The 14,180-nt window shown below is 36.1% G+C and carries 8 protein-coding genes; 6 read left to right on the plus strand and 2 right to left on the minus strand.

All coding sequences use genetic code 11. The features are described 5' to 3' along the window. Positions 1-20: 20 nt before the first annotated feature. Together AC3Y25_RS00495 and gldJ are read right to left on the minus strand one after the other, a co-directional pair. Positions 21-1,304: a UDP-N-acetylmuramoyl-tripeptide--D-alanyl-D-alanine ligase gene (locus AC3Y25_RS00495; protein ID WP_489901382.1), complete on the minus strand. Its 1,284-nt coding sequence runs from the start codon at positions 1,302-1,304 to the stop codon at positions 21-23. A gap of 117 nt (positions 1,305-1,421) precedes the next feature. Next, entirely contained in the window at positions 1,422-3,107 is a 1,686-nt protein-coding gene (gene gldJ / locus AC3Y25_RS00500; RefSeq protein ID WP_489901742.1) for a gliding motility lipoprotein GldJ, read from the minus strand. Positions 3,108-3,319: 212 nt separating this feature from the next. Here gldJ and porU point away from each other — a divergent pair, with 212 nt between their 5' ends. The 6 genes from porU to AC3Y25_RS00530 all read left to right on the plus strand — a co-directional run bounded on the left by porU (position 3,320) and on the right by AC3Y25_RS00530 (position 13,724). Beyond that, positions 3,320-7,156, plus strand: a complete 3,837-nt coding sequence (gene porU, locus AC3Y25_RS00505) for a type IX secretion system sortase PorU (RefSeq protein ID WP_489901383.1) — start codon at positions 3,320-3,322, stop codon at positions 7,154-7,156. Between the two features lie 41 nt (positions 7,157-7,197). Then, a complete protein-coding gene (porV, locus tag AC3Y25_RS00510; protein WP_379795925.1) occupies positions 7,198-8,403 on the plus strand; it encodes a type IX secretion system outer membrane channel protein PorV in 1,206 nt (401 codons plus the stop codon). Positions 8,404-8,482: 79 nt separating this feature from the next. Next, entirely contained in the window at positions 8,483-8,965 is a 483-nt protein-coding gene (gene cdd / locus AC3Y25_RS00515) for a cytidine deaminase (protein ID WP_379795923.1), read from the plus strand. A 159-nt stretch (positions 8,966-9,124) separates the two neighbouring features. After that, positions 9,125-10,123 carry a pyruvate dehydrogenase (acetyl-transferring) E1 component subunit alpha gene (gene pdhA / locus AC3Y25_RS00520; protein ID WP_095928018.1) on the plus strand — a complete coding sequence of 333 codons (999 nt, stop codon included), beginning with the start codon at positions 9,125-9,127 and terminating at the stop codon, positions 10,121-10,123. Between the two features lie 4 nt (positions 10,124-10,127). Further along, on the plus strand, positions 10,128-11,762 hold the full coding sequence (locus AC3Y25_RS00525; protein WP_489901384.1) for a dihydrolipoamide acetyltransferase family protein: 1,635 nt from the start codon (positions 10,128-10,130) through the stop codon (positions 11,760-11,762). A 114-nt stretch (positions 11,763-11,876) separates the two neighbouring features. Continuing rightward, a complete protein-coding gene (locus tag AC3Y25_RS00530) occupies positions 11,877-13,724 on the plus strand; it encodes a hydrolase/aminopeptidase (RefSeq protein WP_489901385.1) in 1,848 nt (615 codons plus the stop codon). The last annotated feature ends 456 nt before the right edge of the window (positions 13,725-14,180 follow it).

The raw sequence follows: 14,180 nt of genomic DNA on the forward strand, positions 1-14,180 counted from the left end.
TGAATGGCTTCTCTTTTTAATTAAATATAATCTAAAGTTCGTTCTAAGGCCATGCCTCGCGAACCTTTTATCAATATCATATTAGACTGAAAGCTGAAGGTTTTTAAAAATTCAGCAAAAGCATCGAATGTTTCAAAAAATAGAATATTTTCACTCGGAATCTTATTAGCGAAAAAAGATTTTCCTATGAGAAAACATAAAGCCTGTTTTTGATCTGCTAAAGAATCAATTATAACTTTATGCTCGTGAAGACTTTCATCTCCCAATTCGAACATATCCCCAAGAACCATAATCTTATTTTTCTTGTCCAATTGCAAGAAATTGGTAATCGCCACCGCCATACTGCTCGGATTGGCATTATAAGCATCTAAAATAATCTCATTGGAGCCCTTTTGCATCATTTGAGATCTATTATTAGCTGGAATATAATTCTCAATAGCACTCTTAATATCACTTTCTTTTACCTCAAAATATTTCCCGATTGCAGTAGCTGCATTTATGTTGTTGGCATTGTACAGCCCAATTAAATGAGATTCGATTGAAAAATCATTGTACTCAATAGCAACAAAAGGGTTTGCCGTAATATTCTGTATATTTAAGTCTGCCTTTTCTTTTTTTATTCCAAAAGTAAAAGACTTTATGCCTGCTGATTTCTCTATCTGAATCGGATCTTCTAAATTTACAAAAACAGTTTTCCCGTTTGCAGAAAGATATTGGTACATTTCACTTTTTCCTGCTATTACACCTTCAACTCCGCCAAAACCTTCCAAGTGCGCTTTTCCAAAATTGGTTATATAGCCAAAATCAGGCTGTGCAATCTGACACAAAAATTCAATTTCTTTTTGATGGTTGGCACCCATTTCTACAATTCCGATTTCTGTTTCCTTTGTAAAAGAAAGCAGGGTCAAAGGAACGCCAATATGATTATTTAAATTACCAACAGTCGCTTTTGTCTTATACTTTTTTGACAAAACAACATTGATTAATTCTTTTGTCGTCGTTTTTCCGTTACTACCTGTTAAAGCAACAATTGGTAGTGCTAAATAAGCACGGTGAAACTTTGCCAGCTCCTGAAGCGTCTCCAAACTATTTTTTACCAAAATAGTCCTATCGTCAATAAAATAGGATTCGTTGTCAATAACAACAAATAAAGCTCCCAAATCTAATGCTTCTTTAGCAAATGTATTAGCATCAAAATTCTCTCCTTTAATAGCAAAAAACATCGAGTCCTTTTCGATTTTTCTTGTATCGATAGACAGAGAACTGCACTTTAAATATAAGTTATGAATGTCTTGAATATTCATTTATAATTTTTTTAATATGTCATAAAAGTAGAAAAAAAACAATAAAAAAATTCCAAATTCCATACTGAATATTCAGCTTTTGGAATTTGGAATTTTTGATATTATAATTCCTAAATCTTAGTTTCTAGGAGATTTTCTTTTTTCAGCTTTAGAACCTACTCTAGACATTGCACATCTGAAACCGATGTAATCAGTTGCCATATCTTGTGGGAAATATCTTCTTTGAGCTGGATCTAACCAGTAAGCTCTATCTCTCCAAGATCCTCCTTTGTAAACTCTTACTTTATCATCGATCAAAGTAGTACGTTTACTAGAGTTATCATATTTTCTGATCATTTTTCCTAAACTGTCTGTTGTAACATTATGTTTAGGAGAGTTGTACATTGCCTGCTCTGTTTTAGATCCAGACTCTGAGTCACCAAAATCAAAATATCTAGAAGATTGTTTATCACCATCTCTGTAGTTGATATTGTCGCTAGTGCTAAAGTTTTGTCTTAAATATGTCTCTTGCTCGTCAACCGGAACCTGAGCAATTTCTCCAGGAAGGTTTCTAGCGATAACTTTACCATTACTTAAAGTGTCATATTTAATTGTAGCAGTAGAAACGATTTCAAGTTTACCATCTTTACCGATTTTGTTTTTAGCGTATTGGTTTCCTCTGTAGTAGTTGAAATCATTTGCTTCATTATCAATAATAGGTCTGTAAACGTCAGCTACCCATTCTGCAACGTTTCCTGCCATATCATAAAGACCGAAATCGTTTGGTGCATAACTTTTTACTTCATTTGTAATATCAGCTCCGTCATCTGACCAACCTGCAATTCCACCGTAATCACCGTTTCCTTGTTTAAAGTTAGCCAATTGGTCACCTTTGTTTTTACGTTTGTTAGAACGTGTATAATCTCCAGACCAAGGGTATTTCTTTTGTCCTTTGTAGATGTTGTATTCTCTTTGTCCAACGTCTGCAGCAGCTGCATATTCCCATTCTGCTTCAGTAGGAAGTCTATATTCTGGCAAAATGATACCAGAAGAACGCTGAGCATAAACGTTTTTCTCTTCAGGAACTACACCATCTTTACCAGCTCTAGGTTTTCTTCCGTTAGGATTTTTCTTCAACACTAACTCTTCGTTTCCTCCATAAGTTGTAGATGGAGAAGCAACGTAAGCTTCAGTATTAAATAAACTTTCAGCACTTACATCATTTGTTTTTGCACCTTTTTTAAGATACCCATTTTTCTCTAAAACAGCCTCGTTTACACGGTCTGTTCTCCATTTACTAAACTCAACTGCTTGAATCCAGTTAACACCAACTACAGGATAGTTAGCATAAGATGGGTGTCTTAAATAGTTATTAGTCATCGTTTCGTTGTATCCTAAACGATTTCTCCAAACTAATGTATCAGGAGATGCTCCTTCATAAATATTCTTGTAATTCTCTTCTGTTGGTGGAAAAACTTTCTTTAACCACTCTAGGTATTCTAAGTACATACCGTTCGTAACTTCGGTTTCATCCATATAGAATGATTGAACGTGTTGTTGAGTTGGTGTGTTATTCCAATCATGCATAACATCATCCTGTACTTTACCCATAGTAAACGTACCTCCTTCAACAAAAACCAAACCAGGACCAGCCTGTTGTTTTTTACCTGCATTTCTGGCAGCAGTTCCATTCTGACTATCTACATCCCAGCCTGTAGCTCTAGAAGCATGGCTCGAACTCGATTTTTTGCTACAACTAGCCGTGCCCAACATCAATACCATTGACATCATTAACTGCAAGACTACAATTTTGTTTACTTTCATACTCATTCTTAGGTGATAAATTTAGGTGCTGCAATATAATAATTAACATTTAATTGGCAACATCTGTTCTAATAATTTTATTTAGCTGTTTTTTCCAGAAAATAACCTTTAGTTACGAACGCAAAAATATACTTTTTATTATTTACTGTAACATGAAATACTATATTTTTACTTACTAATTATTTTTTAATTAAATTTCGGTTTTTTAACTCATGAAACAAGCAATTCTTATCTCTCTTTTACTGATCCCAATTCTTTCGTTTTCCCAGATAAATGGGAGCATAACGATAGATTGGCAAAACAAAAAAGAGGTAAATTATGGCGAAAATAAAATTACAATTCCATTCTTCTCAGGAAGTAGTTTTCGCTTCGACACTACAAAAAAAAACATAATGTTCCTCCAAAATCTGAATCAACCTAACGCTTCAGGCAGTAGTTCGGCACAAATTAGTAATGTCATTTATGAATCGGTTTCGAGAGCAGATTTAGGAGATTTAACACTTGAAAACATACCGGAAAAACCAAATGAATCATTAATAGTCACCAATGCAAGAGACAAAAGATATACTTTCCTTTCCTTATCCCCTATAATTAAGGAAGGAAACAGCTACAAACGCATCAAGTCATTTTCTTACTTTATTGGCAACACAACAGGACGAACAGCATCTACTTCTTCCTTTCAAAAATCGGCAGCAATCTCAAATTCTGTCTTAGCATCTGGAGATTGGTATCGCTTTTATATTCAGAAATCTGGTGTCTACAGAATAAACCGATCTTTTTTGCAAAGTTTAGGATTTGACCCTTCTAAAGCTGATCCTAGGAAAATCAAAATTTATGGAAACGGAGGAAGAATGCTCCCCCTTCCTAATGACAGTTATTATCCCGATGATTTAACAGAAAACACTATACAGATAATAGGTGAAAATGATGGCACTTTTAACAATGAAGATTACATTCTTTTTTATGCCGAAGGGCCTGACAGTTGGAGCTCTGAAAACCAAACTAACTTAAATTTATACGATACCAAGTCCTATTATTATATTACGGCTTCTGGCGGAGATGGCAAAAGAATTCAAAACTTAAATCAGCCAGCAGGAAATAGCACCTTAGATCTAAACACGTTTGATGACTATCAATATCACGAAATTGACCAAACCAACATTGTGCACCTCGGTCGTCAATGGCTCGGCGAGTCGTTTGATATCAATCAAGAACAGGAATTTTCATTTAATTTCCCAAACCTTGATGCCACTGTGCCTGTAAAAATAGAAGTAAGCGCGGCATCTGCATCTTTAACCAGCACTTCTTTTTCAGTAGCCGCAAACACACAAAATGTAGGATCCATAAGCTTTCCATCTTTAATTGCAAACTCTGACACTAAATATAGGACGGGAAAACTTCCAGCAAATACAGAATTTACCGGAACAGACAATATCAAAATAAAACTTACCTATAATAATAATGGTGTTCCAGGATCTAAAGGTTATTTAGATTATATCAATCTTATTGCCAAACGAAAACTTTTAGGAACAGGCAAACAATTTCATTTTCAATACAACGATGCTGGCTCTAAAGCAGGAATTGCCAATTACACCATCGGAAATGCATCTGGAATAACGCAAATCTGGGACATTACTGACCTATATAATGTATATAAAATCGAAAATGCCAATCAAGCTTCTTTTAGCTTTAAGGCCAATTTGGGAGAAGTTAGAAAATATATCGCAATAGATGCTTCTGACTATTATACGCCACTAAAAGAAAATCAGTCAAAAGTTGCCAACCAGAACTTAAAAGGAACAATTTTCAGAAACAATCAAAGTTCTTTTCAGGATATTGACTATGTAATTATAACTCCAAAGGCATTAGCGTCACAAGCAGAAAGATTGGCGAGTTTTCACAGAACCAATTCCAATTTAAATGTAAAAGTGATTGCCTTAGAAAATATCTATCAAGAATTTTCTTCTGGCAAACAAGATATTGCCGCTATTCGAAATTGTATCAGATATATTTACAATAATGCTTCTTCTCCAGAAAAAAGAGTACGTTACGTAAACTTATTTGGAGACGCTTCGTTTGATTATAAAGATCGAATCTCAAACAATACCAATATTGTACCTATATATCAATCTCTAATAAGTAATACTGTCGGAGAATCTTCTTTTGCTTCTGATGATTTTTACGGATTAATGGATTCTAACGAAGGAGTTATTATTCCGTCTCTTGCAGGAATAGACATAGCCGTAGGAAGAATGCTAGTTTCAGATAATGCCCAAGCGCAGGAAATGGTGAACAAAGTCTTTGAATATTACGACACAAAATCGTACGGAAATTGGAGAAATAATGTTGTTTTAATTAGTGATGATTCAGACAAAGCTGGCGATCAGACGTTACAAGCAAACCAAAATGCTCTTGCAGATCAAATTGCAACAGAAAAGCCTTTTTTTAATATCGACAAAATATTTCTAGACTCTTACGCACAAGAAGCTTCTGCGGGCGGAGCGCGATATCCTAAAGCCAGAACCGACTTTTTTAATGCTTTCGAAAAAGGCGCTTTAATATTTAACTATTTAGGTCATGGTGGAGAGGACGGACTAGCAAGCGAAAGAATTTGGGAAAAATCAGATGGGCAAAACTTGACCAACCAATACAAATACCCTTTATTTATTACCATTACCTGTGAATTTTCTCGTTTTGACGATCCGACGAGACCAACTGCTGGAGAATATGTTTTCTGGAATCCAAAAGGAGGAGCTATTTCAATGCTCACAACAATTCGCGAAATCGGTCAAGCAAACGCGGAAGAATTCAATAAAACGCTCAGCAAAAACCTTCTTTCTTATGGGTCAAATCAATACAACACTATTGCAGAGTCTTTAAGAATATCCAAAAACGAAAACCCAAGCTCTTCCAGCAATGTTGTCTTTTATTTAGGAGATCCTGCTTTAATGCTTGCTATTCCAAAACCACGAATTAATTTAACTAAAGTAAACGATATTGTGATTTCGCAGGCAATTCCTGATTTAAAATCATTGTCAAAAATTAAAATTTCAGGAGAAATCACAGACGAAAACAATACGCTTTTAAGCAATTATAACGGAGAATTGGCAACGGCCATTTTCGATAAATTAATCACAAACACCACTTTAAACAACGACGGATTTAGCCCTCCAATGCAATTTAAAACTTTGGGAGAAACCATTTTTAGAGGAAATGCATCTGTTACCAACGGACAATTTGAATTTAGCTTTGTTGTGCCTAGAGATATTAGAATCCCTGTTGACAACGGAAGAATCAGTTTTTATTCAAAGAAAAACGAATCGCTAGAAAACCAAACAGGATACAACAATACGATCAAAATTGGAGGAATTAACGAAAATGCACCTCAGGACAATATAAGTCCAAAAGTGAAGTTATATATGAACGACGAAACTTTTGTATCTGGTGGAATAACGAATGAATCGCCTTTTCTTTTGGCTTTTTTAGAAGATGAAAACGGAATTAATACAGCAAGTGGAATCGGACACGATATTGTCGCTATTTTAGACGGAGATGTGAGTAATCCTTATATTTTGAATGATTATTACCAAACAAAATTAGACGATTACACTAATGGAAATTTACGTTTTCCTTTCCGAAATTTAGCCCCTGGACTGCACACTATAAGCTTTACCGCTTGGGATGTTTACAATAATCCCGTAACGAGTGAAATCCAATTTACAGTGGTAGGAGACGATTCCTTGACACTATCACACGTTCTTAATTATCCAAATCCATTTTCAACTTATACCCAATTCTGGTTTTCGCACAATAGACCTTATGAACCATTAGACGTACAAGTACAAGTAATGACTATTACAGGAAAAGTAGTTTGGACAAAAAATCAAACGATTACAACAGAAGGTTTTTTATCTAGAGAAATAACATGGGACGGAAGAGACGATTTTGGTGACAAAATCGGAAAAGGAGTGTATATTTACAAACTGACTGTAAAATCTAATTTAACAAATAAAAAAGCAGAAAAATACGAAAAGCTTGTCATCCTATAATATTATATATATTTGCACCACCAAAAACATTAGTCCCATAAATGAAAAAACTATCACTTTTATTAATTTGTATTTTTAGCATTTACAATTCTAGGGCTCAGGAATCAAGACCTATTGTTACCGGAGTACCTTTTTTATTAGTCGCTGCTGATGCTAGAGCAGCAGGTTTGGCAGATCAAGGTGTCGCCACTTCTGCAGACGTTTTCTCTCAACAATGGAACCCTGCAAAGTATGCATTTTCTGAAGATGCACAAGGGCTTTCTATCAGTTACACTCCTTATTTAACAGATCTTGCCAATGATATCTCATTAGGCCAGATTACGTACTACAACAAAATCAACGAAAAAAGTGCCTTTGCAGGAAGTTTTCGTTATTTTGGTTTTGGAGGAATTGAATTAAGATACACTGGAGACCCAAATGAGGCCGTAAGAGAAGTAAATCCAAACGAATTTGCCTTAGACGGATCTTATTCATTAAAATTAAGCGAGAAATTCTCGATGGCTGTTGCCGGACGTTTCATCAGTTCAAACTTAAAAGTTGCTTCAGAAGAAGTTGATGCTACATCTGCAAGATCTTTTGCTGTTGATGTGGCAGCTTTTTACCAATCTGAAGAAATTGCTTATCAAGATTTCAATGGTAGATGGAGAGCCGGTGTTAACTTCCAAAACATGGGACCAAAAATTAGCTATGATAACGACGACGTAAGCACAAACTTCTTACCTGCAAATTTAAGATTAGGAGGAGGATTTGATTTTATCTTTGATGATTACAACAAACTTACTTTAAGTGCTGAGCTTACTAAACTTTTAGTTCCGACTCCTCCAGGAATTGGAACACCTGTAGACGTAAACGGCGATGGGGATTTTGACGATCCAGAAGATATTTCTCAACAAGAAGCGACAGACATTGGTTATAGAAATTATAATGACATTGGCTGGTTTCAAGGAATCTTTAAATCTTTTGGAGATGCACCCGGCGGATTTAAAGAAGAAATAAAAGAAGTAACGTATAGCGTAGCTGCAGAGTATATGTATCAAGATGCTTTTGCAATGCGTTTAGGATATTATCATGAAAGCCCAGAAAAAGGTGCTAAACAATTTTTCTCTTTAGGAGCAGGATTCAAATACAACATTATGAAAATCGATGTGTCGTACTTATTCTCAGCATCTAAAATAAAAAATCCTTTAGAAAACACACTTCGTTTCTCTTTAACGTTTAACTTTGGAGACAAATACGAAACGTATTAAAGAGAAAGTTTAAAATAAAAATAATTCAATCCAAATTCCGGCATTTTAGGAATTTGGATTTTTTTTCCCTTAAAAACAGATGAAAGAAATCGAAATAACAACATCATTTACCATATTTGATACCCTAAATGAACTTCCAACGGAAATTCAGGATTTAATGCATCAAGCCATCGAGGTTAGAAAAAAAGCTTATGCACCCTATTCAAAATTTAAAGTTGGAGCTGCTTTACTTTTAGACAATGGTAAAGTTATTTTAGGTTCTAATCAAGAAAATGCCGCTTATCCGTCTGGACTTTGTGCAGAAAGAACTGCGATTTTTTACGCAGGAAGCACGTATCCAGAAGCAAAAATCTTAAAAATGGCAATTACAGCAGCTTCAGACATCAATCAGACCACTGCTCCTATTCCGCCTTGCGGATCGTGTCGCCAATCAATAGCAGAATACGAAATAAAACAAGACACCCCTATTGAAATCTATTTTATGGGAGAAATTGGTGAAATTTATAAATCATCATCCCTAAAAAATTTACTCCCATTGATGTTCGACAAAAAGTTCTTGTAAAAAAAAGCCAAAAAGTATCGTTTTAATTTTAGTTCTTAAATGTAATGTCTTATTTTTGCATCCCGACCTTTCGGGCGCAAATTTGTGGGAGGAAACTATTTTGCGTTACAGGCACAATAATCGATAACACAAACAACTTTAGCAAAAGAAAGAATTCAGATGAAAGAAGTTACAAAAGAGGTATATTTAAAGTGGTATGAGGACATGCTACTTTGGAGAAAGTTTGAAGACAAACTTGCAGCATTATACATTCAACAAAAAGTTAGAGGTTTTCTACACCTATATAATGGTCAAGAAGCTGTATTAGCTGGCGCACTCCACGCTATGGATTTGACCAAAGATAAAATGATTACTGCTTACAGAAACCACGTTCAGCCAATTGGTATGGGAGTTGATCCTAGAAACGTAATGGCAGAACTTTTAGGAAAAGCAACAGGAACTTCTAAAGGTATGGGAGGTTCTATGCACATTTTCTCTAAAGAACATGGTTTTTACGGAGGACACGGAATCGTAGGTGCTCAAATCCCAGTTGGGGCAGGTATTGCTTTTGCAGACAAATATTTCAACACTGGCGGTGTTACTATGACTTACTTTGGTGATGGTGCTGCTAGACAAGGTTCTCTTCACGAAGCTTTTAACATGGCTATGTTATGGAAACTTCCAGTTGTATTTATCGTTGAAAACAATGGTTACGCAATGGGAACTTCTGTAGAAAGAACTGCAAACCACACTGACATCTGGAAATTAGGTTTAGGTTATGAAATGCCTTGCGGACCTGTTGACGGAATGAACCCTGTAAAAGTTGCTGAAGCAATGCACGAAGCTATCGAAAGAGCGCGTCGCGGAGACGGACCAACTTTCCTTGAAATGAAAACGTACCGTTACAGAGGACACTCTATGTCTGATGCACAATTATACCGTTCGAAAGAAGAGGTTGAAGAGTACAAAAAAATCGACCCAATTACTCAAGTTCTTGATGTAATCTTGGATCAAAAATATGCTACACAAGAAGAAATTGAAGTAATTGACCAAAGAGTTAAAGACTTAGTTGAAGAGTGTGCGAAATTCGCTGAAGAATCTCCATACCCAGACTTACAACAATTATACGATGTAGTATACGCACAAGAAGACTATCCATTTACACCTCATAAATTATAATATCATGGCGATTAAAGTAACAATGCCTCGTTTGAGCGATACTATGACTGAAGGAACGGTAGCAACTTGGCTTAAAAAAGTAGGCGACAAAGTAAGCGAAGGTGATATCTTAGCTGAAATCGAAACAGACAAAGCTACAATGGAGTTCGAATCTTTTAACGAAGGAACTCTTTTACATATCGGAATTCAAGCTGGAGAAACTGCTCCTGTTGATTCACTATTAGCTATCATTGGTAAAGAAGGAGAAGATATTTCTGCTCTTTTAGCTGGTGGTGATGCTCCTGCTGCTGAAGCTCCAAAAACGGATGCTCCTGCTGCTGAAGCAAAAACTGAAACTGCTGCTCCTGCAAAAGCTGCTGAATTACCAAAAGGTGTTATAGTTGTAACTATGCCACGTTTAAGTGATACAATGACTGAAGGTACTGTAGCAACTTGGCTGAAAAAAGTTGGCGATACTGTAGCTGAAGGCGATATTTTAGCAGAAATTGAAACAGACAAAGCGACAATGGAGTTTGAGTCTTTCAATGCTGGTACATTATTATACATCGGAATTCAAGAAGGAAACACCGCTCCTGTTGACAGCTTATTAGCTATCATTGGACCTGCAGGAACTGATATTTCTGGAGTTGCTGATAACTTTACTGCTGGAGGCGCTGCAACTGCAAGTGCTCCTGCTGCAGAAGAAAAAGCTGCTCCTGCTGCTGAAAAAGCACCTGAAGCTGCTGCTGAAACTTCAAACGGAGGAAGAATTTTAGCTTCACCATTAGCTAAGAAAATTGCTTCTGACAAAGGAATCCAATTATCTCAAGTTAAAGGTTCTGGAGAAAACGGACGTATCGTAAAAAGCGATATCGAGAACTTTACTCCATCTGCTCAAACACAAACTGCTTCTGCACCTGCTGCTAAACAAGAAGCTTCTGCTCCTGCTGCACCAAAAGTTTTTGTTCCTGCTGGAGAAGTTTACACAGAAGAGATCAAAAATTCTCAAATGCGTAAAATCATTGCAAAACGTTTGGCAGAATCTTTGTTTACTGCGCCTCACTACAACTTAGTGATCGAAGTAAGTATGGACGAAGCAATGCAAGCAAGAGCTGCTATCAATAGCGTTCCAGATACAAAAGTATCTTTCAACGATATGGTAATCAAAGCTTGTGCTTTAGCATTGAAAAAACATCCAAAAATCAACTCTCAGTGGAAAGAAGATGCTATCATCATCAACCACCACGTAAACATTGGTGTTGCTGTAGCAGTTGAAGACGGATTAGTAGTTCCTGTATTGAAATTTACAGACGCTATGAGTTTATCTCAAATCGGTGGTTCAGTAAGAGATCTTGCTGGAAGAGCTAAAAACAAAAAATTAGGACCACAAGAAATGGAAGGAAGTACTTTTACAGTATCTAACCTTGGAATGTTTGGTATTACTGAATTCAATTCAATTATCAACCAACCAAACTCTGCTATCCTTTCTGTAGGTGCAATTGTTGAGAAACCAGTAGTTAAAAACGGTCAAATCGTAGTTGGAAACACAATGATGTTATCATTAGCATGTGACCACAGAACAATTGACGGAGCAACTGGAGCTCAGTTCTTACAAACATTAAAACAATACATCGAAAGCCCAGTTACAATGTTGGCATAATTTCAAATTGCCAGCCTGAGCGAAGTCGAAGGTTCATAATAAAATCCCGTCCCGAAGTTTTTCGGGACGGGATTTTTTGTTTAATTTTCATCCTCAAATTCAAAACCTCACAAAATGAAGAAACTAATTCTTGTTACTTTATTTCTGACAGCAATTGCCTGCCAGAAAAAAGAGCAGAAAGAAAAAACAGGTGTCGTTACAGACGAACACAGTTATTCCAAACCAGAACTTGCTGTTGTAAAACATCTTGATCTTGATATTAAAGTTGATTTTGACACGCAAACTATTTCAGGAAAAGCATCTTGGACAATTGACAACATCAGCAAAGGGAACGAAATTATTTTCGACGAAAACACTTTAGACATCACAAAAGTAACTTTAGGCGATGACGAAAAAGAAACCAAATTCGAACTTGGGGCAGCCACTGAATTTCATGGAAAACCGCTTCATGTTACAATCGAACCTAATACAACCAAAGTAAATATTTACTACAACACTACTAAAGATGCCGTGGCATTGCAATGGTTAAAACCAGAACAAACTGCAGACAAAAAGAAACCTTTTGTTTTCTCTCAAGGCGAAAGTGTTTGGTCTCGCACATGGATTCCGTGTCAAGATTCTCCAGGAATTCGTTTTACTTACAATGCAAAAGTTACAGTTCCTAAAGATTTATTAGCCGTTATGAGTGCTGTAAATCCGCAGAAGAAAAATGATACTGGAGTTTATACTTTCAAACAAGACAAAGCAATTCCTTCTTATTTAATGGCAATTGCTGTTGGAGATATCGAATTTCAAGCAATCGACAACAGAACTGGAGTTTACGCAGAACCATCTGTTCTAAAAAGCGCAGCTTATGAATTTGCTGAATTAGGAAAAATGGTAAATGCTGCCGAAAAACTATACGGGCCATACCGCTGGGGACGTTATGATGTTTTGGTTTTACCTCCAAGTTTCCCTTATGGCGGAATGGAAAATCCAAACTTGACTTTCTTAACTCCTGGGGTAATTGCTGGAGATCGTTCTCTTACGAGTTTACTAGCACACGAATTGGGACACAGCTGGAGCGGAAACTTAGTTACAAACGCAACTTGGGATGATATTTGGTTAAACGAAGGTTTTACTACTTATGTTGAGCATAGAATTGGAGAAGCAATCTTCGGGAAGAAAGAATTTGACATGCAGAATGTTATCACCAATAAAGAATTGGTTGATAATGTTGCCGAATATGGAGATACAAATCCAGACACAAGATTAAAAGTTAGCTTGACAGGAAGAAACCCTGACGAAGGTATCAGCATGATTCCTTACGTAAAAGGATATGCTTTTTTAAGAGTTATTGAAAATGCTGTCGGGCGTGAAAAATTCGATCCGTTTATTAAAAATTATTTTGATTCCCACGCTTTTCAATCTATTACAACAGAAGATTTCGTTAAATACATCAACGAAAACCTTATTAAAGGCGACAAAGCTTTAGCAGATAAAATCCAATTAGACAATTGGATTTACAAACCGGGAATTCCGTCAAACATTCTTCCTGTAAGTTCTGCAGATTTTGATGCTATTGACGCAATCCAAAAAAGCTGGAGAGAAACTGGCGTTGCAGGTTTAAGCAAAAAAATCACAACTACAGCAGAAAAACAGCATTTTATTAACCATCTTCCTACTGATATAACTGCAAAAGAAATGGAAGCAATTGATAAAGAATTCAACTTTACTAAAGGCGGTAATTTCATCATTAAACGCCAATGGTTTGTTCAGGCAATTCGCCATCAATATAAAGCTGCAAATCCTGCAATTGAACAATTTTTAATTGGAAGCAGCAGAACTGGCTCTATTATGATGCTTTATAAAGAAATGGTTAAAACTCCAGAAGGAAAAGTTTGGGCTAAGAAAGTATTTGACAAAGCTAAATCTGGCTATCATGCAACTACAATTCAAGATGCTTCAAGTGTTTTGAAATAGTTTTTTCAAGATTATAACTCTAAAAAGTGGCTGTTCTTTAGGAACAGCCACTTTTTTTTACGCCTTATTTGTCATTTCGACGAAGGAGAAATCTTCACAAGAAGCTCGACAAAGATTGGATTCTCATTGCGGAGATACTCGCGAAGATTTCTCCTTCGTCGAAATGACAAGATTGTGTTAATTGTTTTCAGAATTTCTAGTGCGATCCTTCCTTCATCAGGATGACAAACTAAACGAAAACAATCTTATGAAAACGAGAGTTCTAGCCCCGATAGAAGTGGAAATCCTTTTGTGCCGGGGTTCGGCACAAAAGATTGCAACGGATAGCGGGAAATAGCTCCTAAAAAAACCACCGGGGAAAATTATCCATCGCATAGCGTACATTCTCCATGTTTTAAAATCTGTAATCGTCGCAACTTTGTAATGTCAAAAGACAACAACAAATAATAACAATTA

The sequence above is a fragment of the Flavobacterium sp. LK-23 genome (genome assembly GCF_058135255.1).

Bases quoted from the DNA above. Each gene is read 5' to 3' on its own strand.
- AC3Y25_RS00495 (WP_489901382.1), bottom strand. From the start codon at position 1,304: ATGAATATTCAAGACATTCATAACTTATATTTAAAGTGCAGTTCTCTG.
- gldJ (WP_489901742.1), bottom strand. From the start codon at position 3,107: ATGAAAGTAAACAAAATTGTAGTCTTGCAGTTAATGATGTCAATGGTA.
- porU (WP_489901383.1), top strand. From the start codon at position 3,320: ATGAAACAAGCAATTCTTATCTCTCTTTTACTGATCCCAATTCTTTCG.
- porV (WP_379795925.1), top strand. From the start codon at position 7,198: ATGAAAAAACTATCACTTTTATTAATTTGTATTTTTAGCATTTACAAT.
- cdd (WP_379795923.1), top strand. From the start codon at position 8,483: ATGAAAGAAATCGAAATAACAACATCATTTACCATATTTGATACCCTA.
- pdhA (WP_095928018.1), top strand. From the start codon at position 9,125: ATGAAAGAAGTTACAAAAGAGGTATATTTAAAGTGGTATGAGGACATG.
- AC3Y25_RS00525 (WP_489901384.1), top strand. From the start codon at position 10,128: ATGGCGATTAAAGTAACAATGCCTCGTTTGAGCGATACTATGACTGAA.
- AC3Y25_RS00530 (WP_489901385.1), top strand. From the start codon at position 11,877: ATGAAGAAACTAATTCTTGTTACTTTATTTCTGACAGCAATTGCCTGC.